This window comes from Syntrophomonas palmitatica JCM 14374, assembly GCF_001311885.1.
GTDB lineage: Bacteria > Bacillota > Syntrophomonadia > Syntrophomonadales > Syntrophomonadaceae > Syntrophomonas_A > Syntrophomonas_A palmitatica.
The window spans coordinates 1-19,720 of the sequence record NZ_BBCE01000024.1 but is presented as its reverse complement, the minus strand read 5'-3'; the positions used below and the strand labels follow the sequence as shown (position 1 = coordinate 19,720).

The window sequence follows — 19,720 nt, the reverse complement described above, 5'->3', positions numbered from 1 at the left end:
TAGCTGGTTTGGAACATTACGGTAAATATTCTCCGTTTTTAGTGGCCATTTTTTCTCCCTTTTATTTTACCGCTTACAGGGAATCATACTGCGCCGATCAACTAAAAAACCAGGCCCGCAATCTCCTGAGCCGGGTCCGGGCCGATGACGTAGTAATCCTGGACGATATCAGCGAAAAATCTTCCGAATGGCTGGAAGAACAGCTTTACGGTGTCATTGACCTCCGGTACCGGATGCAGCGCAGTACTTTTTTACTACGAACTGCACCCTGAAGCAGCTCTAAAACCAGATCGGCAGCCGGGTGGTATCGCGAATATTTGAGATGTGTGAGGGGGTCAAGGTGGGGGGAGAGGATTGGCGGAAACGAAAACAATATACATATTCGACTAAAAACTAAATATAGAAGTCAATAAAAACTACATCAAAAAGCTTATTCGTCTTCAATGTCATCTAGTTCTTCTTCTTCAAGCGATATCATTTCAAGTCCTTCGAAACGGGTATCTATAGTACTGCCATCAATGAGCCGTTTCAATCGCGTATCGTCACCAAACAAAAGAAACGCTTCTTTAAATGCCTTAGAAAAATCTGCATGATTAATTCTATTAAGATACAAAACATATTCTACAACACAGAATCTATTATTTTCTCCTTTAATTCTTGCTTCAAAAAAATATTTATGTGTTTTAGGATCATGTTGTTTTTCCTTAAGAAGTGCTAGGGTAAGTAAACTTTCTGGCTTTTCTGCATCAATTGCTAACGCAGCGTTAATGTGAATTTCTGCTTCTCGCAAGCGCCTTGCTTTAACACATATGTAAGCATATCTTTGGTAATAATAGGCGTTTGGATTATTATCAACAGCCAGAGAAAAATATTTATCTGCTTCTTGCCAATAGATTTCGCGGCGTGTCTCGCCTGCTTTACCAGATAGAGCCAAAGCAAATTCGAAGAAAAATTCTTTTGATACAATTTTTTTATCTAATAATATTTCAAGATATGAGATAGCTAAATCAAATTGATGTTTTCTATTTGCAATCTTAGCTGATTGAAAAAGCTGTTTATGATAAAGAACTGGTAATCTTTTTGCACCTTCCAAATCGCCCGAAGCTATGGTGTGAAAATACATTTCGTTAAGAGAACTATACCCGGATCGGGTTAAATTTCCCCTAAAATAATTACGTACAATGTTGTGATAAGCCTTTTTATTTTCATTTGGAATTCGCTCATAGAAGTATTCCCTAAATAGCTCATGAACGATGTATTTCCCATCTTCAATTTCAATTAGAAAACTATTTGTTAATGCTTCAAGAATTTCTGCCGTTTTTTCCGGATCGCCCCACAAACAAAAGGCCTCGCCTCAACAGGTCGACGAAAGACCGATGCAAAACGTAAGAAAGATTCTTCCTCTTCATTTAATTCTATGTCACCTAACAATTCAGATATCAATCTTTTATAGAACAAAGTTGAAGGTCGTCCTGTTTGTTTTATAGTATCCCGAATATTTTTCCGGGCTATAAGGTCTGCCAGTGTTATTGCTGCAAGCGGATGACCAACTGCTAAATCAACTATATTATCTGGAATAACTGGGGGTGTAATACCTGACCGAGAATCTCGGCGTCTAACCCAGTATTCCATGATTTTCCGAATTTCTTTATCATTTAGTTTATATAATCTATGGTAATCTATGAGATGAGATATTCCAATTGGATATTCTATATGGGTATTTGCGGTTATTATTATTTTGTTACCATTATATGTTCGTCTAGAGGTAGCTATTTCCAAAAACGTATTAACAATATTTTCAATTGGCTTTGAACGTAAATATAAACGATCAAAGTTTTCAATCAATAAGACAGCGTCTTTCAAACTGTCAAATTGCTCAAAAAAGCGGATTAACAGTTCTCTTTGGTATTGCTGATCAGAAATATCTTTGTTTAAATCGATAGCATAATGGACTTCATCCAAAAGCTCTAGTAGGAACTGCCCGAAATCATGGGAGTTTGTCAATTCGACACGAAATTGTCGGGTTTTAAACAATTCTTCGAAATATACATTACTAAGAAAGGCAGTCTTACCAATTCCTCTAATACCAATAAGAAAAAAAATTTTAAAATCTGGGTTGATAAGAAAGTTATGAAATTTTTCTTTTGAAAGTTGTCTACCAACAAAGAAGCTTCGCTTAGATAATTCGTTTTGTGCTGCAAATTCATTATGCAAAGCGGTTTCTCCGTTGATGTCCACATTTATCCTCCAGGTATTGCTATCACCTATTCGCAACTTTGGTGGAAATGCATTTTGATCTGGAACCCAATAACGATGCGATGAATTCCAATAAAATGGTTCAATTTCAAGTTGGTGATTAGCCTTGTGAAAAGAACCCCATAAAAGACGATTCACTTGCTTATCACTTTCTCTAATTAAAAAGGCAGCTCCACATTGAACATGAGGACATTCGGAGCTACTTAAATCAGATTCACCAGAATTATGCAAATGCCCATGAAGAAGGAAGTTGCTACCATTGTTGAGTACTGTCCTAATCGGAGGAATTTTATTATCTTCGCACCAATTTAACGGATGATGAGTTAATACAATTTTTAGATCACAATCTGATATCTTTTTTAATCCTTCTTCAACCATATATAATCCCCAATCCAAATTATGACGATCATACTTATCACATGAAAGCCAAGTTGAATTAAGGCCTAAAATACCAACATTGTAATTGTTAATGGTTTCTGTTTTTGAATAGAAACCCTCTGAAGATTTAAGCCAATCAGTTGTAGTGAACTTATCAAAATTACAATAGCTATTGTAGCGAGGAAATATTTCCGATCGGTAATTTAGTCCATCCTCAGTTGGATCAAGGAAAAATGGTTTATCTTTCAATAAACCATGAAGTGACGAACCATCACCAATATTACGATCATAATCATGATTACCAGGTACTACATAAAGCCGAAACGGAATACCATTATTATCAAACAGTGATTTAAGTGGATTAATAAATTCTGACATGAAAAGATCATATTCATTTTGTTGTCCATTATGTGCTATATCACCAGTAATAAATATGAAATCTGGAATTTTACCATTATTTATCCTGATATCTATATGATTGATTATTTGTTCAAATAGTTTTATTTGCCCATAAGAATCCCGTCCTACGTGAAAATCTGATAAATGCAACCATCTAATATAATTATTTTCCAAGAAATTAACCCCCATTATTACATGTGTTTACCATATTTCGGCATTCAAATAATAAATCCTTTTAAAAAACCTATTTGTTTGCAAAATATTTTCTAGAATTTGTTTGATTGTATTAATAAATGCTCTTGTTAAGATATTCCGCTCCAGGCCATGCCCGTCCACCGGTTCCCTGTCGGCTGGCACCGGGGATGGATGTGCCTATAATGCTCCCAGGTAGTGAGACACACAGAGGTAAAAAATAAGCTAAACTAAGGAACATGGAAAAGAGAAATCGTTACACAGCTGAATTCAAGGCCAAGGTCGTATTAGAACTACTACGAGAAGAATCGACCCTGAACCAGGTGGCCGCCAAATACCAGTTGAATCCGCAAATGCTCAGCCAGTGGAAGAGCGACTTTGTTAAGAATGCCTCTGTTGTCTTCGAACGTAACAAGGACGAGGCCGGGAAACTCAAAAAAGAGATGGAAGAAAAAGAATCCCGTTATCAACAGATCATCGGTCAGCAATCCTATGAGATTGATCGGCTCAAAAAAAAATCTGGCCTCAAGTAGTACAACAGATATTCGGAAAACCATGGCGGACCATGGAAACCATCGCATTAGCCTTACAAGGCAGGCCTATCTATTGACCGTTAATCGGAGCAGCCTTTATCGGCAACCACCTACAAACCAATGGTCACAGACAGACCTCGATGATATGCGGCTAATCGATGAAATCTATATCAAATGTCCCTTTTACGGATACCGCAGAATTACTGTGGAAATGCAAGCCAAGGGGCGCCAGGATAAATCGCAAGCAAGTCCTCAGACTTATGGCCATAATGGGGATTCAGGGAATCTGTCCCGGTCCCAATCTTAGTAGGCGCCTGCATGCTAATTATGTGCACCCATATCTACTGAGAAATTTAAAGATCAATCATCCGGATCAGGTATGGGCCGTGGATATTACTTACATACGTCTGCGCCATGGGTTCATGTATCTATTCGTTATCATAGATTTTTACAGTCGCTATATAGTGGACTACGAATTAAGCACCAGTATGGATCGTCATTGGGTGCTGGAATGCCTTAAAAGAGCATTCCAGCACCGCAAGCCTGAAATCATCAACAGTGATCAAGGTAGTCAGTTTACCAACGCGGACTATATAGAACTTCTTCAGACCGAAGGGATCAAGATCTCCATGGACGGGAAGGGGCGTGCCCTGGACAATATCTTTGTTGAGCGATTCTTTCGGACGCTCAAGTACGAAAATATCTATCTCAATGAGTATGAAACCCCGAAATCCCTGCGTAAAGGGCTAAACCAATATATCAGGTTTTACAATGAACAGTGGCTCCATGGGTCGCTTGAATATAGATGCCAGGTCTCGAGGGGAGGTGTCGGTCGAGGGGACGGTTCTCTTGACACCTTTTTTGGTCTATACAGTCATCTGCTATCATTCGTTTTCTGTACGATCCCTCGATTAATCCCCAGCAAATTAGCTATGGCCCTAACGGATAGCCTGGTATTAGTCTTTAGGTCCACTATGAGCTCTGTACGGATGTTCTTGTTATTCATTAGTTCGGGCAGGCTTTTCCCTGGCCATCGTCTTGTCAGGTATTCATCAAGATAGGAGAAACCTTCTTTAATAGTCCAGACACTTCCTTCTTCTATGTCCTGTTTATGGCAAAATAAAAGTGCAGCAAATGGCAACATAAAAATACAGCGGTAAACTGGAAAAAAAACATCGCCAGCACCCGGGAAATCCACTACCCTTTTGTATGAGGCCAAAACATGCAAAGGGGTGATAGTAGAAAGGATGTTGACGATGATACAGATAAATAATATCAGATACCAAAGCCTCCATGTGTATAATTTATTAACACAATTTGTTTAAACAGCTTTGATAAGTTAGAATAAGTATATTCCATTAAATATCGGCGTTTGTAAGGCACATACTCATGTGCCATAATTATACATATGATGCTTTTGTTTGTTACCCGGTTATGCACCGGGAAAAATTATTCTAAGGAGAGATTGTTTTGAATGAAAAGATCGCTTTGTTGATTGACAGCATGTCAGATTTACCCCGGGATGTTATCAACCACTTTAATATTAAAATGCTGCCTGCCTGGGTGATATATCCGGATAAGCAGTACCGCGACCGGGTGGATATCGAACCGGAAGATGTATACCGGCGTATGCCGGGAGAAGTACCAACCACTTCACTGCCTCTTCTGGAGGACATTCGCAGTATGTTTGATAAAATCCGCCAAGAAGGATTTACTCATGTCCTGGCGCTGCATATTTCCAGCGCGCTTTCCAGCACAGTTCAGGCGGTCGATATGATAGCCAAAGAAATTAAAGATATGAAAGTACATGTTGTAGATACGCGCACCCTGTCAATGGGCACCGGATGGATAGTTTTAGAAGCCGCCCGCAATATTTCCAATGGCATGAGTTTTGAAAACGTTAAGGAAAAGGTGCATCAATTGCAGTCCAAGGTACAGGTTTATTATGTCATCGAGACCCTGGAATACCTGCGGCGGGGCGGCAGGATAGGCAAAGTCGCCAGTATGCTGGGCGAATTGATGGATATTAAACCTATTATATCAGTTGACGAACAGGGCAAATATTTTACCTTTTGCAAGGCCAGAGGGCGGCGCAAATCAATAGAAAAACTTGTAGAGATAGTAGAAAATGCCGTCAAGGAAAAGCAAATTAATCTGGCGGTCATGCATGGCGGCGCAGCACGTGAATGTGAAAAACTTTTGGAACGCTTTAACAAATTACCTAATATTAAAGAAATAATAAGTTCTGATATCAGTCCCGCCCTGGGAGTACATACCGGTCCCGGGCTTTTAGGCGTAAGCTTTTACCAGGTTTAATAAACTTAACAGCTGTCTGATTATACGCAGCAAACAACCTGCTAGGTTATTTCATAACAACGACCGTTACGGTTGTTCCAGATGGCAAATGTTAATAGGGTCATTGCGAGCGCTGCGCTCGCAATGACAGGGTGATGGTGTTTCGCTCGCCCTGTTATTTTAATTAACATCTCTTGTTGTAAAATATTTCCATTTGTTTATAATGGTAATATGCAACGGAGGTGGGACAATGCGCAGACTATTTTGGGGTATAATAGTTACGATAATTCTTTGTTTTTGTCAATGTACACCGGTCATCCAGGCTGAACCTGATAAAATCAAGGATATACCGTTACAAACTGATGCCATGACGGATATGCTCAGCGGCTTTGCGGCCTATAGTTCGTTTCTGGGTGAATGCAGGTGCGAGGGTATTTACCGAATACCTTTGCACGGCTCCAGTAAAGTCCAGGCTTTTGCTTACCTGACGCAGTTTTTTGAACCCGCTTTGGCAGAAGCTGTTATTGAAGAATGCACGCTGGGAAGAATCGGTACAGAGCCTGGTGATAACACCTGCTGACGGGATTCCAGTTTTGACAAATGACGATAGAGATAAGATTCGTATACTAACCCAAGATGCAAACACGGTCGTTTTGCACGTGAATATAATGACTGTTATCAATGGGGAGACTGTTATTTATTCCGGATAACTATGCACAAGTCAGGACAGGGATGGAAGATCAGCACCCTGGAATTCGAAGCGCAAAAAAATGAGAGGATGCAGAGAAATGAAACGTTATGATGTCAGTGAAAAATCGTGGTATCCCAGCAGCTGGGTTTGGCTGGCCTTATTGTTCCTGGCCGGTCTGCTGGTGTGGAGAACGGTTTCGTCTTTGTATGCGGCGGCTATCGCGGCTGCTGGTCTGATAATTATGATTTTTACCAATCAACGGGGTAAAAAACGGGTGGGCGATTATATAGAATTGAATGATAAAGGCATGGTCTTCTGCGAATCCGGCCAGCATCATTGCATAGCCTTCAGCGAAATAAAAACCATTAAAAAAACCGGCATTACAGGTGATCCTGCCTATATGATAGAAACTACGGTCGGCAATAAGAAAAGACTGCAGCCCGATGATTATGAAAACGGTGCCGAATTAAGAGATGAATTAGAGAAATGCTTTGCGGCCCATAATTGCCGCTTATAGTAGTTATTAATCAACGCAGATTTAGTCAGAAAACAGCCACAGATTAACACCTTTGAAGCGAGAGCCGTTTTCCAGCTCCAGATTGAAAGGTCATTTAACATTTATTTGGGTGCGCATTACCGAACGTATAGATTCGGTTTCTTCTTTATCCAACCGCTTTATAATTCTCACATCTCGGTTCTGCATCAGGTCGATCCCGTAGAATGGCTGAACCAGATTTCTTTCTTTATCACAGATAACATATACAACCGGACGGCTGGCATTCGCTTTGGTGGCGGAAATAACCACGGCGATTTTATCATTACTTAATTCCAATAAGCAGCCCACCGGGTACATGGCAATATTAGCGGCAAAGGCCTCTACAATATCAGGATCAAAATAACTTGAGACCAGTTTCTTAACCACAATTAAGCCGTCCGTAGTGGAGTAGCCTTTGCGATAGGGGCGATCAGACACAACCGCGTCGAAGGTATCAGCCACGGCTGCGATTTTAGCATATTCTATTATCTGCTTCTTGCTCAGCTGCCGGGGATACCCGGCGCCGTCAAATCTTTCGTGATGCTGGTACGCTATATGAGCTGCCGGAGTAGAGATCTCACGGTAATTTCGCAGGATATTAAAACCAACTTCGGGGTGTTTGCGCACCTGCGCTCTTTCAAATCCGTTTAATTCCTCAGTTTTACTTAGAATCTCAGGGGCCACAGAAATCATACCTATATCATGTAAAAGAGCCCCCATGCCCAAATCCATCAAGTTTCCCTCGGGATAGCCCAGGCTCAGCCCGGTCATTACAGACAAAACCGCAACATTTATGGAATGAAACAGCAGATAATCATCGTAACTGCGTATATCTTCAATGTGAATGAGTAAATGGCGGTTCATCAGGATATTATCTATCAATAAAGCAACGCTTTTCTTAACCGCTGCAATGTCGATGGCCTTTCTCTGCGCAAAGTCTACCAGTGCAGTTTTCAGATTGGTTGAAACCGCGGTCATTACCTGGGCAGATATAATTTCTGGGATCTCAATGTCGGAAAAACCATCCTTAATATATACCGAGCCGATTCCCAAATTATCAAGCCGACGAATGTAGGCTTCGGTTAGCTGAGTGTTCTGGGTTAGAAGAGGCCGGCCGTCAGCTCCGTATACTGTTCGCGCTATCATCATGCCAGGTCTTAACTGGTCTGTGTATAATCTCTCCATCTATCGCCCCTCCTCAAATATAAGCTGTTAACCCGGGCTAATCCAGGCTCATTGCCGCCTCATCCAAAGCAGAGTCCGGCAAGACTATCCTATTTGACAAAGACATATTCTTCATGGCTACCGCCAGCATCATTTTCAGGCGGTTTAACTGGTTCACCTCACTGGCGCCGGGATCATAGTCCACAGCTATGATATTGGCCTCCGGATAATTACGTCTTAATTCCTTGATCATTCCTTTGCCGGTAACATGATTGGGCAGGCAGGCAAATGGCTGCACACACACAATATTAGGTGCCCCCATTTTAATCAGTTTGACCATTTCCGCCGTGAGGAACCAGCCTTCGCCGCTGGCATGACCTAATGACAGAATATGTTTGGCCCCTTGCGCCAGGCGGTATATGGATTGCGGAGGTTCAAAACGTCTGCTGGCGCTGAGAGCCCGTTTAGCCGCACTACGCCAGTTCTCCATATATCTTATAGAAATACTGCTATTAATAAGTTGTCGTAATTTCCTATCCAAATAATAATAGTTGAAGACATTATCATAGGCGCAATAGGTGAAAAAGTCCAGCATATCCGGTATTATTACTTCTGCGCCTTCTTGTTCCAAATAATTAACAATGTGGTTATTGGCTTCAGGATGATATTTTACCAATATTTCTCCGACTACTCCCACCCGCGGTTTGGGCTCAGACTTTATCTCCAGCCGGTCGAATTCCTTGACTATAGCATAAATATATTCTTTAAACTTCTGTTTATCTCCGGAAATAAGCTGTTGTTTGCAATTAACCACCCATTTTTTAAACAGCTGATTAGCAGACCCTGGAATACTTTCATAGGGACGCACGCGGTGCAATACCCTCATCAGCACATCCCCGTAAACGAGTCCCATCATAGCCTTCTCCAGCAAAGACCTGGTGAGTTTGAAGCCGGGCTGTTTTTCCATTCCGGAAAAGTTGGCTGATAATACCGGAATATTGGGCAGACCAGCTTCAATCAACGCCTTGCGCAAAAGCCCGATATAATTGCTGGCCCGGCATCCTCCCCCGGTCTGGGAAATAATAACCGAGGTATTCTCCAGGTCATAGCGTCCTGATTTCAGGGCTTGCAGCAATTGCCCGATTACCATAATAGAAGGATAGCAGGCATCATTGTTTACATAACGCAGTCCTTCCTCCACCGCTTCCCGATCCACCTGAGGCAATAGTTCTAATTGATAGCCTTCGCTCCTGAACACCGGTTCTATAAACTCGAAATGAATCGGAGACATCTGCGGACATAAAATGGTGTGGTTTTTCTTCATTTCCTCAGTAAAGACTATCCTGCCCATCATCGGCTTCGGCATCGCAGCAGGACGATTAATTTTCTGCAGAGAAGCAATCAATGATCTAATCCGGATACGGGCTGTACCCAGATTGCTTACTTCATCAATTTTGATACTGGTATACAAGCGCCCATAACGGTGCAAAATCTCCTGCACCTGGTCGGTCGTAACCGCATCCAGACCGCAGCCGAAAGAATTAAGCTGGATTAACTCCAGGTTAGGTTTGCTGCCTACCAGTTCGGCAGCGGCATAAAGCCGGGAATGATACATCCACTGGTCCAGTACCCTTAACGGTCGTTCAACATTAATGAGATGGGCTACAGAATCCTCCGTTAAGACGGCAAAACCGCAGCTGTTAATAAAATCAGGTATGCCGTGGTGAATTTCCGGGTCCAGGTGATAAGGGCGTCCCGCCAGGACTATGCCCCGGCTCCCGGTTTCTTCCAGGTACTCCAATATCCTTTGGCCTGTTTGTCTTATGTCGCTTTTAAAGCGCTCATCTTCCTGCCAGGCCTCTTCAACCGCCTGCTTAATCTCACGCCTGGAGAGACCCAGAAAACTGAGTTCTTCATAAAGACGTTTAATAAGACGCGGTTTATTATTATAGGGCAGAAATGGGTTGATAAATGTTATTCCCTGTTCCCTCAGCATATCCAGGTTGTTTTTAATTACGTCCGGGTATGAAACCACCATGGGGCAATTGTAGCAATTATCGGCAGCCGTTTCCCCGCGCTCGTGTATTATACCCGGATAAAAAATGGTTTTAACCCCCTGGGATATAAGAGCAGCTACGTGGCCATGCACCATTTTGGCTGGATAACAGGCCGACTCGGAGGGAATAGTCTCACTGCCCATTTCGTATATTTGCCGCGATGAAGGCGGCGACAACTCCACCCGAAAACCCAGGCGGGTGAAGAAGGTAAACCAGAAGGGATAGTTTTCAAACATGTTTAAAACCCTGGGTATACCTATAGTTCCCCTTCTGGCCTGTTCAGCCGCTAAAGGCTCATAGCCAAAAAGGCGCTGCCACTTGTAAGCATAAAGATTAGGCATGTCGGTGCGGTTTTTATCCTTTTTCAGGTGTTGTTCACAGCGGTTTCCGGATATGAATGTCCCGCTGTCTTTAAAACGGTTTACGGTCAAAAGGCAGTTATTGGCGCACCCCCCACAACGCCTGGTTGTAGTGGTATATGAAAAGTTTTCGATCATTTGCCGCCCTGCCAGGGTGCTTTTATATCCCGGTTTATATCTTTCCCGGGCAATAAGAGCTGCGCCAAAAGCCCCCATTAATCCCGATATATCTGGTCGTATGGCTTCTTTGCCGGTAATTAGTTCAAAGGTGCGCAAGATGGCATCATTGTGAAAAGTCCCGCCCTGAACCACGATCTTTTCACCCAGTTCTTCGTTGTTCCTGATTTTGGTTACCTTATACAAAGCGTTTTTAATTACTGAATAAGACAACCCGGCGGATATGTCTCCGACTGTAGCTCCTTCTTTTTGAGCCTGCTTTACCCGGGAGTTCATAAATACGGTGCAGCGCGAGCCCAGGTCGACCGGAGAAGCGGAACGTAAGGCCTCAGCAGCAAAATCCTCTACCGGCATACCCAACGAACTGGCAAAGGTTTCGATAAATGACCCACAGCCGGACGAGCAGGCTTCATTGAGCATAATATTCTGTATCACTCCATCCTCAATGCGCATGCACTTCATATCCTGACCGCCGATATCAAGAATGAACTGCACTCCCGGACAGAAATACTCGGCAGCCGTGCTGTGGGCTATGGTTTCTATTTCCCCTATATCAACCCCTAATGCGGCCTTAATTAGCCCCTCCCCGTAACCGGTTACCGTGGAGTTTGCTATATTAACCGTTTCCGGCAGCCGGGAGTACAAATCCTTCATGATCTCAACCGCTGATTTAATAGGCTGCCCTGATTGCTGCCGTAATATGTATAAATTATATTTCCCTCATCATCAATGAGGACCGCCTTGGTCGTGGTGGAACCGGCATCTATTCCCAAAAAACCCGGACCCGAGTAAGAATTGAGTTCGCGCACCGGGACCCGGCGGCCCGAATGGCGCAGGCGGAATGCCTCCAATTCGCTGTCCCCGGTAAAAAGCGGGGACAGGTGATGCACGTCATCTTCAGGCGTATGTTCCAAATTGGTCAAAAGGTTGACAATACTGTTTAAACTCTGCTCTTTGCTATTTGCAGATACGAGGGCCGCGCCCATGGCGACAAAGAACTGAGCGTCATCAGGACAGATGGCATTTTCATCTGATAATTTGAGCGTTTCTTTAAATCGCTGGCGCAATTCGGGGAGGTGATGCAAAGGTCCTCCGAGAAATGCAATTTTGCCGCGGATGGGCCGTCCGCAGGCCAGCCCGCTGATAGTCTGATTTACAACCGATTGGAAGATCGAGGCGGCTATATCTTCCCGAGCCGCACCCTCGTTTAAGAGAGGCTGAATGTCGCTTTTGGCAAAAACCCCGCAGCGCGCAGCGATGGGGTATATCACCTTATGGGAAGCGGCTAAGGCGTTTAACCCAGCGGGATCAGTTTTTAACAGTACGGCCATCTGGTCGATAAAGGCCCCGGTACCCCCGGCGCAGATCCCATTCATACGCTGTTCCACGCCATTTTTAAAATAAGTGATTTTGGCGTCTTCGCCGCCCAGTTCAATAGCTATGTCAGTGTCAGGCAAAAACCTTTCGATAGCGGCGTTACAGGCTATTACTTCCTGGATAAATCCCATACCCAGGCGTTTGGATAAACCCAGACCCGCCGAACCGGTGATCAGTGCGGTTACCGTACAATCACCTATCTCATGGCAGGCCTGCCTGGTAAGTTCCAATACGGTGTTTTTTATATCGGTATGATGACGTTCACATATTTTAATAACCGGAATACCATCCGAATCAAGTATAACCAGTTTAACGGTAGTTGAACCTACATCCAGGCCCAGCAGCAGTGATGAAATAGACAAAAAGGAAACCTCCTTGCCAAAATCCAAAACAAGCACATATGTCTATGACTGTATCTACAATTTAGGCTCTAGAGTAAAGATAGCTCAATAAAGGCCTTCGGGTCAATTGTTTACGTAATGCGTTATCATTTATATTTCTGCTTTCGCATTTAAAATCCTGTTATAACAACAAATACCCCCGCACCTCAAGAAACTCCTGAGGGATGCCGGGGGTGTTAATTAATTAATGATTATTGCATATTCCAGTATGTGTATAGTCCATTGCCGTTAATATTGCTCGGTGCTGCTTCAGCTGCCTGTACAAGGCCCATAGTTTCAGCCTTAACCAGGTTATACCATTTTTGGCCGGTGAAGTAATAAATCTCATTGGTTGCACCATTGTTGTAAACAGTTTTTGCTGTTGTCAAGAAATTGTTTAATGTGTAAGCTGCATTATAAACATTTTTTCCTTTTCTTCTCAGACTGATGTTTGTATCCTCAAGTTATAATTCGCATCTTCTTTTATGAGAGGTTAAAATTAAAGGAAGGTTCTTGGGAAGAATTACTATTTTATCTTATAATGTTCTATAAATAACCATGCAGGAGGAGTACTTTGTATGCAGTTAAATCCCCAACATATAGACGGATTGATTAAGGTGATTAATAACAGCCCTTATTTCAAACATCTTTCCATGACTTATTGAAGAAATCGGCATAGGGTATTCGCTGGTAAAAATCGAAATGAAAAAAGAATTGCTTTCTCCTTATGGTGCCATTCAGGGAGGGGTATATTCTTCGCTTATAGATACCGCCGCCTACTGGGCGCCTTATGCCGAACTGCCCGAAGATGTAGGGTTGATTTCGATGGATGTTAATGTTAATAACTTGAGTTCTATTAAATCGGGAAATTTGCTGGCCAGAGGAGAACGAATTAAAATCGGCAGAACGGTTTGCCTGGCTGAAGTTAGTGTTACGAATGAAGATGGAAAAGTGTTGGCTCACGGAAGTTCCAAACTTCTGATAACCCAGGGTCTGCAAACCATTCCGCAATTGACTGACTATACTCCTGAAAGGATACCCGCCAAGTTTATCCAGTAGTTTCTGCAACGCAGCTCTCAGACTGATAAATCTAGGCATTGAAAGCAGGGGTTCAAAACGCAAACTTCTGCGATGAGATTGCCGGTGATTTTATCACGGCTGTGAGAGGAGATCCGTTTCATTATGGAAAAGATGCACGGAAAGGTTGGAAAAAACGTCTGCCGGTTATTCAGCTTCTCCTGTTAATAAGACCGCCGGGTTTTTCTTTTATTTTTAGCTCTGTATTTATTTATAATGTTGCGTGCCGTCTGCAGAATTTCTTCACGCAATGATAACGGTTCCAGCACTTCTACCTCTGTCCCCCACTGCATAATCCAATTCTGCATTTCGAGGAGTCCGCAGACCTCAAACTCCAGTATTACCGAGCCATCTGTACATTCCTGCGCGATCTTCTGGCTGGGGTGGTAGTGCAGGTTTTTTACCCGGAAGGCGACTTTGGGAGAGAACTTCAGGCGAACGGTTTCAATCTGGTCATTATTGAATACGCCCCAGCTGCAGCCAATATATTCAGCCAGAGAAAAACCGGGAGGATATGCAAACGCCTCACTGTCCCTCACACTCAGGTGCATAATCTGATCAACCCTGAAAGTCCGGGGTTCGTTTTTTTCAACCTCACGTGCTATCAGGTACCAGACATTTCTTTTACATACTAACCCCAGGGGTTCGAGCAATCTGTCTGATTTTTCCCCTTCATTATTAATGTAGCTTATTTTGATTCTGAACGACTCTCCCACCGCCCGGATCAGCTTGCCCAGATTGTCGCCGAATTCCTTGGGATTGGCCAGGGTATCCCCCAGTACATAAATTCTTTCTTTTAAGAGCTTTGAACGTTCGGGGAACCTTTTAAAAAAGGCCTTTTCTAACTGTTCTTTGGCGCACAAGGTGGCCTGGTCCATAAGCGTATCCCGGTAAAGAAGCATACTGACATATACTGCGGCTGCGCTTTCCGCTGATAACTTGGGCAGGTATTCATCCCGTAAACAATATTTTTTAGTAGTATCAGAACGATCTATCCAAATCTTTAGTCTCTCAAATTCCTCCATATCCCGGTATATCATGCGCTTCAACGCACCGGCCTTGGGAACCTGCCCTGTACTGTCCATAAATAATTCAATATAGATATTCATTATGGCCTCAAAGGTTAATCCCCCATCAGGAATGGCTTTATGCAGGCACCAGTAGAGGTATAACAAGCGTTCTGCCAGCCTGGGAGCAGCTTTTTCACTCTGGGGATTATCGTTTAAGTAATCATCAATATCACCAGTGGTTAATCGTTGGCCTGCATTTAATACCAGGAACTCTCCATTTACGCATATTTCCTCATCATTGCTCAAACCCAAGAGCAGGCTGTACAGGTTGGCCTGGCTGCCTATTTTCAGAGCTTGCATCAATTCGTCCTGCTCCAGGTCCGGGTTGTCCACAATAAAATTTCTGAGCCTTATCGCACTTTCGGCCATAGATGCAGTACGATTCCTCTTAATCATCTGCCTCGCCTTCCTTTTGCTGGTGTGATTTCATTATTTTCTTTTTTTCTATAAATTTTCTAAAATCCCTCTCAGAAATAATAGGCACTTAAGATTTGTGATTCATATATGGGACGGCTTCATGATAGACTGAAGAAAATATAGTTCTATTATCTAAAAATGGGTTCTGATTTCTTAAGGAGGTACAACTGTGTCATCAAAAGCTCTGGTACTCCTGTCAGGCGGTTTGGACAGCACAACCTGCCTCACCATGGCGGTGGATTCGTGGGGGGCGGAAAATATTATAACTCTGTCGTTATTATATGGACAAAAACATAGGCGTGAAGTGTATGCAGCGCAAAATATTGCGGGGTATTACGGGTGCAAACACCAGGTATTTGAGCTGCCCCACATATTTACGGGTTATGGTTCGACTCTGGTTGATCCCAATCTGGAGCAGCCGGAATTAAGTTACCAGGAGATATCCGATTCCTTTGGCGTTTCTCCTACTTACGTACCTTTCCGCAATGGTAATCTGCTCTCGGCAGCTGCGGCCCTGGCTCTGGTTGAAGGGGCTGGATGTATTTACTATGGCGCTCATGCCGAGGATGCCAGAGGATTTGCCTACCCTGATTGCACACCCGAATTCAATGGGGCTATGGCCAATGCTATTTACATCGGCACCTATCATCAGGTCCGTTTGTTAACCCCTCTGCAGTGGCTGAACAAGAAAGAAGTAGTTGAAACGGCCCAGCGCTTAAATACTCCGGTTCACCTGACCTACAGCTGTTATTCCGGGCGTGAACTGCACTGCGGCAAATGCCCCACCTGCGTAAGCCGTATTGCCGCCTTTAAACTGGCGGGATTAAAAGACCCTGTGCAATATGAGATTTATATTAATTGGGAGGACTAAAATGAGGCAGGTTTCGTTAACTAAGATATTCACCTTTGACGCCGCTCACCACCTGAATGATTATTCCGGGCCTTGTTCCCGGATACACGGACACACCTACAAGCTGGAAGTTACTGTCACCGGACCGTTAGTATCAGATATGATTGTGGATTTTTTCGACATTAAGAGCCTGGTTGAGGACAAGGTTATTTCTCTGGTTGACCACAGCTACCTGAATGAAGTCGTATCTTTTAACCCCACGGTTGAAAACATGGCTGTTTGGATAGTTAAGATACTGGAACCCCTGTTTGCCGGTCCGGTTAAATTGCAAAAAGTTAGGCTCTGGGAAAACCAGAGCGCTTATGCCGAGGTAATTCTATGATGTATCCGGTGGTCGAAATATTCGGTCCTACCATTCAAGGTGAAGGCGTAAATATGGGGCAGCGGACCATGTTTGTACGGCTGGCCGGTTGTGATTACCGCTGTAAGTGGTGTGATACGGCTTATGCGCTGGAAGATACCGATGTCATTTATTTCAGTCCCCAAAACATATTAAAAAAACTTAAAACCCTGTCTGCTTATTGTACTACGGTAACCTTGACGGGCGGAAACCCCTGTATTCATGATTTACAGCCGCTCATAACAGTACTGCGGGATGCAGGTTACGAAATACACGTGGAAACTCAGGGATCTATCTGGCAGGATTGTTTGGGTATGGCAGATATGATTAACCTGTCGCCCAAACCTCCCAGTTCGGGTATGGCAGATGGCAAACTGGTGCTGGATCGTTTCGTGGAGGGGGCGGCAAAAATGCATTTCAAGGTGGTAGTCTTAACCCTGGCCGATTACCAGTACGCGCGCGAGCTTCACCTGCGTTATCCTGAGATACCCATGGTATTGCAGGTTGGTTGCGAACCTGATTATGATACCGCAGATAAACTGCTGTCCAAATATCGCGCCCTGGTGGAAATGGCTGCTAATGATTCGGGTATCAGTGACAACCTGCGGGTTTTACCTCAGATGCATGTCCTGGCCTGGGGAAATAAGCCTGGGGTATAATGCAAAAAGTGTCAGGGGGACGGTTCTCTTGACACTTTTTATCTTACAAGCTTAAGATGAACATTAGCTATTCTTTGGTCAAAGGAGGCAAAAGCTATGCCCAGACACCAGCGGATACTGACCGAAAAGGGAACCTATCATGTAATGCTGCGGGGGAACGAAAAAAAGAACCAGTTTCATTACCAGGAAGATGTTATAATTCCTTCGGCTTTGTCCGCATCAAAGGATGGGAAGCTCGCGACCAGTTCTTCAATGGTCACCTGCTCCAGCGAATCTTCCAGCGCCTGCCGGGCCTGGTCCAAGGCAGGCTTGAGAACCTGATTGATTCTTTTCCCAATCGGACATTCGGGATTAGGAGTTTCATGCAAACCAAACAGTACGTCCTGGCTGGTCAATTCGACAGCCCGATAAACATCCAACAGGGTAATCTCTTCGGCCCTGCGCGTAAGCTGCGCCCCGCCAGTACCCGGGGTTATGGTAATGAGACCGCCATTCTTCAGCTGCCCCATAATACGGCGAATCAGCACCGGGTTGGTGTTAACACTCGAGGCCAGGACCTGGCTGGTTACTTTATAATCATCCGGAACCCAGGCGATGATAATAAGTATTTGTACAGCAACGGGGAACCTACTGCTTAATTGCATCTCATTTCACCCCCCATTAGTCATTTCACCAGATGTAATCGTTGCAGTTACATCATAACACCTGATCGAATACTCTTCAAGGTAAGAAACGCCTTCTCCATCTCCATTACTACCTAAAAAAGAGTTGCCAGACAGATTATTTGCTGATATAGTATGTAACCATAATAGTTACATCTTTTAAGTTTGATACAAACGGATTGAGCGATAATGTCTAAAGGTTAAACCATTGATACTGCAAAAGTGAGGCAAAGGGCTTATTGACAGCATCATGCAAAGGAGATGAAAGACAAATGAAAACCAGCCGTTACAGCAATATCATCATAGGCCAGGATGAACGCTCTTTATTAGGCTGGAGGCTTGGGATCTATCTGTACATTATTGACGGGCTTTTAATTGATACCGGGCCTTACAGCCTAAGACAGAGCAGCAGTGGCTTTTTTATGGAAAATCACCTTCAGCAGGCTGCTTTGACCCATGTGCATGAAGACCATACGGGAATGGCCGCCTGGCTGCAAAAAGAACTGCGGGTGCCGGTTTATCTGCATGAACAGTCTATTCCATTTGCCCAAAAAAGCCAGATACGGGTTATATCATCATTTAATATGGGGGAAAAGGCCACCTTTTTATCCGCAACCGATTCCGGACATTTTAATCACTGACCATTATACATTTGATGTAATCGATTCACCCGGTCATTGCCCATATCATAAGGTATTCCATGAAAAGAACCAGGGTTGGCTGTTCACGGGGGATCTATATGTGGGCAACAGGCAGATCGTTGCCTATTATGATGAAAATATGAAGGATACCATCGCTTCTATTCAAAAAATCCTGAGGCTTGAGTTTGATACCGTATTCTGTTCACATAGCGGGGTAATCGAGAACGGACATAAGATGTTTCGGCAAAAGCTAGACTTTCTCCTTGATCTACAGGATAGAGTCAATGAACTTAGGCGACAGGGCCTAACAGATCAAGAAATAGACCGGAAACTGTACCCGCGCGTATTGCTCATAACCAGAGTTTCCCGTGGTGAATGGTCTTCATATAATATGATAAGTACGATTTAGTGTCTAGACCAGCCTGGTGTCAGGGGGACGGTTCTCTTGACACTTGACGGTGTCAGGGGGACGGTTCTCTTGACACTTTATCTCTACGCAGCTGTCAGCGCCTGTGACCGCATTAAAGATGATAGACCTTGTTAATGACGCTGTCTCGGATTGAGGCGTCCTCTCGACACCTTGATGTTTTAACACTAAAACTTGATTACCCTGGGCGGTTCTGTAAACGATGCAATGGTTGCCGTTGCGTTTGTCAGATACAATACTTGTGTATTGTCGTCATCAGCAGCATACATTGACTTTAACTGAGGATAGGCGTCCAGCATATGCTGTTTGGGTTCAATCCGGTCATCCTCAACAGCAACAGCTTCTATACGAATCCATTTGCCGTCTGCCAAAGCACAGATTTCTATTTTGGGATTCGCTTTTATCTGTTTTGATACATTCTTAACTTTACCGGTCTGGATATAAAGCTTATTTTCAAAAATTTCAACTGTGCCAAAGGGCCGTACTCTGGGCTGATCACCGTCCATAGTCGCGATAAAATAAGTACCGCATTTTTTCAAGAACTCATAAACCTCTTGCATTAATAGATTCCTCCTGTCGATTAATTTTATTTTAAATAGTAACCTCGACCAGCTCAGGTGTCAAAGGGGACCGGTGTCAAGGGTATCAAGGGGACGGTTCTCTTGACACTTTTTATCTTAAAAGCTTAAGATGAACAAAGCTATTCTTTGGTCAAAGGAGGCAC

General features: G+C 43.6%; 17 protein-coding genes and 2 pseudogenes. 11 read left to right on the top strand and 8 right to left on the bottom strand.

Annotation, left to right across the window (positions count from 1 at the left end):
• On the top strand, nt 1–272 hold a 272-nt coding region (locus tag JCM14374_RS12005), incomplete at its 5' end, for a hypothetical protein (RefSeq protein WP_207641632.1).
• 158 nt (nt 273–430) lie between these two features.
• Here JCM14374_RS12005 and JCM14374_RS12000 read toward each other — a convergent pair.
• On the bottom strand, nt 431–1,339 hold the full coding sequence (locus tag JCM14374_RS12000) for a tetratricopeptide repeat protein (protein ID WP_157049111.1): 909 nt from the start codon (nt 1,337–1,339) through the stop codon (nt 431–433).
• Entirely contained in the window at nt 1,294–3,207 is a 1,914-nt protein-coding gene (locus JCM14374_RS11995) for a metallophosphoesterase (RefSeq protein ID WP_054697755.1), read from the bottom strand. The genes JCM14374_RS12000 and JCM14374_RS11995 overlap by 46 nt, the downstream gene beginning before the upstream one ends.
• A 257-nt stretch (nt 3,208–3,464) precedes the next feature.
• Between JCM14374_RS11995 and JCM14374_RS13210 the strand changes: the two are divergent.
• From JCM14374_RS13210 to JCM14374_RS11970, 4 genes and pseudogenes are all read left to right on the top strand, one after another.
• Nucleotides 3,465–4,567 (top strand): annotated as a pseudogene (locus JCM14374_RS13210) (IS3 family transposase); the annotation flags it as partial.
• Nucleotides 4,568–5,228: 661 nt separating this feature from the next.
• Nucleotides 5,229–6,074 carry a DegV family protein gene (locus tag JCM14374_RS11980; RefSeq protein WP_054697749.1) on the top strand — a complete coding sequence of 282 codons (846 nt, stop codon included), beginning with the start codon at nt 5,229–5,231 and terminating at the stop codon, nt 6,072–6,074.
• A 229-nt stretch (nt 6,075–6,303) separates the two neighbouring features.
• Complete coding sequence (locus JCM14374_RS11975; protein WP_054697746.1) at nt 6,304–6,633, top strand: hypothetical protein; 330 nt, start codon at nt 6,304–6,306, stop codon at nt 6,631–6,633.
• 208 nt (nt 6,634–6,841) lie between these two features.
• Entirely contained in the window at nt 6,842–7,261 is a 420-nt protein-coding gene (locus tag JCM14374_RS11970) for a hypothetical protein (protein ID WP_054697743.1), read from the top strand.
• A 90-nt stretch (nt 7,262–7,351) separates the two neighbouring features.
• Here JCM14374_RS11970 and JCM14374_RS11965 read toward each other — a convergent pair whose 3' ends face one another.
• The 3 genes and pseudogenes from JCM14374_RS11965 to JCM14374_RS14110 all read right to left on the bottom strand — a co-directional run bounded on the left by JCM14374_RS11965 (nt 7,352) and on the right by JCM14374_RS14110 (nt 13,182).
• Nucleotides 7,352–8,464 (bottom strand): HD-GYP domain-containing protein, encoded by a 1,113-nt coding sequence (locus JCM14374_RS11965; protein WP_054697739.1) that lies wholly within the window; start codon nt 8,462–8,464, stop codon nt 7,352–7,354.
• 37 nt (nt 8,465–8,501) lie between these two features.
• A pseudogene (locus JCM14374_RS11960) lies at nt 8,502–12,769 on the bottom strand (acyl-CoA dehydratase activase-related protein).
• Between the two features lie 236 nt (nt 12,770–13,005).
• Complete coding sequence (locus JCM14374_RS14110; protein WP_207641631.1) at nt 13,006–13,182, bottom strand: hypothetical protein; 177 nt, start codon at nt 13,180–13,182, stop codon at nt 13,006–13,008.
• A gap of 313 nt (nt 13,183–13,495) precedes the next feature.
• On the opposite strand from JCM14374_RS14110, the gene JCM14374_RS11955 reads away from it, so the two are divergent.
• On the top strand, nt 13,496–13,852 hold the full coding sequence (locus JCM14374_RS11955) for a PaaI family thioesterase (protein WP_242848995.1): 357 nt from the start codon (nt 13,496–13,498) through the stop codon (nt 13,850–13,852).
• 182 nt (nt 13,853–14,034) lie between these two features.
• On the opposite strand, the gene JCM14374_RS11950 is transcribed toward JCM14374_RS11955, so the two are convergent.
• Nucleotides 14,035–15,336, bottom strand: a complete 1,302-nt coding sequence (locus JCM14374_RS11950; protein WP_054697736.1) for a helix-turn-helix transcriptional regulator — start codon at nt 15,334–15,336, stop codon at nt 14,035–14,037.
• A gap of 190 nt (nt 15,337–15,526) precedes the next feature.
• Between JCM14374_RS11950 and queC the strand changes: the two genes are divergently transcribed.
• Genes queC through queE form a run of 3 tightly spaced genes read left to right on the top strand, consistent with a single transcriptional unit; the run spans nt 15,527 to nt 17,266 of the window.
• Nucleotides 15,527–16,228, top strand: coding sequence for a 7-cyano-7-deazaguanine synthase QueC (queC, locus tag JCM14374_RS11945; RefSeq protein WP_083454081.1), 702 nt, complete (start codon nt 15,527–15,529; stop codon nt 16,226–16,228).
• A gap of 1 nt (nt 16,229) precedes the next feature.
• Entirely contained in the window at nt 16,230–16,589 is a 360-nt protein-coding gene (gene queD, locus JCM14374_RS11940; RefSeq protein ID WP_054697734.1) for a 6-carboxytetrahydropterin synthase QueD, read from the top strand.
• Nucleotides 16,586–17,266, top strand: coding sequence for a 7-carboxy-7-deazaguanine synthase QueE (gene queE, locus JCM14374_RS11935; protein WP_054697731.1), 681 nt, complete (start codon nt 16,586–16,588; stop codon nt 17,264–17,266). Before queD ends, queE begins: the two co-directional genes overlap by 4 nt.
• A gap of 179 nt (nt 17,267–17,445) precedes the next feature.
• Here the strand turns inward: queE and JCM14374_RS11930 are convergent, their stop codons facing one another.
• On the bottom strand, nt 17,446–17,910 hold the full coding sequence (locus tag JCM14374_RS11930) for an Rrf2 family transcriptional regulator (protein ID WP_054697726.1): 465 nt from the start codon (nt 17,908–17,910) through the stop codon (nt 17,446–17,448).
• A gap of 290 nt (nt 17,911–18,200) precedes the next feature.
• Here JCM14374_RS11930 and JCM14374_RS14955 point away from each other — a divergent pair, with 290 nt between their 5' ends.
• On the top strand, nt 18,201–18,569 hold the full coding sequence (locus tag JCM14374_RS14955; RefSeq protein WP_242848994.1) for an MBL fold metallo-hydrolase: 369 nt from the start codon (nt 18,201–18,203) through the stop codon (nt 18,567–18,569).
• Between the two features lie 100 nt (nt 18,570–18,669).
• On the top strand, nt 18,670–18,978 hold the full coding sequence (locus JCM14374_RS15990; protein ID WP_242848993.1) for an MBL fold metallo-hydrolase: 309 nt from the start codon (nt 18,670–18,672) through the stop codon (nt 18,976–18,978).
• A 185-nt stretch (nt 18,979–19,163) separates the two neighbouring features.
• Here JCM14374_RS15990 and JCM14374_RS11920 read toward each other — a convergent pair whose 3' ends face one another.
• The gene (locus tag JCM14374_RS11920; RefSeq protein WP_054697722.1) at nt 19,164–19,556 is read right to left on the bottom strand and encodes a pyridoxamine 5'-phosphate oxidase family protein; all 393 of its coding nucleotides are present in this window, start codon (nt 19,554–19,556) and stop codon (nt 19,164–19,166) included.
• Nucleotides 19,557–19,720 lie beyond the last annotated feature (164 nt).

Excerpts from the sequence above, each read along its gene's own strand:
- JCM14374_RS11975 (WP_054697746.1), top strand. The coding sequence starts at position 6,304 with ATGCGCAGACTATTTTGGGGTATAATAGTTACGATAATTCTTTGTTTT.
- JCM14374_RS11970 (WP_054697743.1), top strand. The coding sequence starts at position 6,842 with ATGAAACGTTATGATGTCAGTGAAAAATCGTGGTATCCCAGCAGCTGG.
- JCM14374_RS11965 (WP_054697739.1), bottom strand. The coding sequence starts at position 8,464 with ATGGAGAGATTATACACAGACCAGTTAAGACCTGGCATGATGATAGCG.
- JCM14374_RS11955 (WP_242848995.1), top strand. The coding sequence starts at position 13,496 with ATGAAAAAAGAATTGCTTTCTCCTTATGGTGCCATTCAGGGAGGGGTA.
- JCM14374_RS11950 (WP_054697736.1), bottom strand. The coding sequence starts at position 15,336 with ATGATTAAGAGGAATCGTACTGCATCTATGGCCGAAAGTGCGATAAGG.
- queD (WP_054697734.1), top strand. The coding sequence starts at position 16,230 with ATGAGGCAGGTTTCGTTAACTAAGATATTCACCTTTGACGCCGCTCAC.
- queE (WP_054697731.1), top strand. The coding sequence starts at position 16,586 with ATGATGTATCCGGTGGTCGAAATATTCGGTCCTACCATTCAAGGTGAA.
- JCM14374_RS11930 (WP_054697726.1), bottom strand. The coding sequence starts at position 17,910 with ATGCAATTAAGCAGTAGGTTCCCCGTTGCTGTACAAATACTTATTATC.
- JCM14374_RS14955 (WP_242848994.1), top strand. The coding sequence starts at position 18,201 with ATGAAAACCAGCCGTTACAGCAATATCATCATAGGCCAGGATGAACGC.
- JCM14374_RS11920 (WP_054697722.1), bottom strand. The coding sequence starts at position 19,556 with ATGCAAGAGGTTTATGAGTTCTTGAAAAAATGCGGTACTTATTTTATC.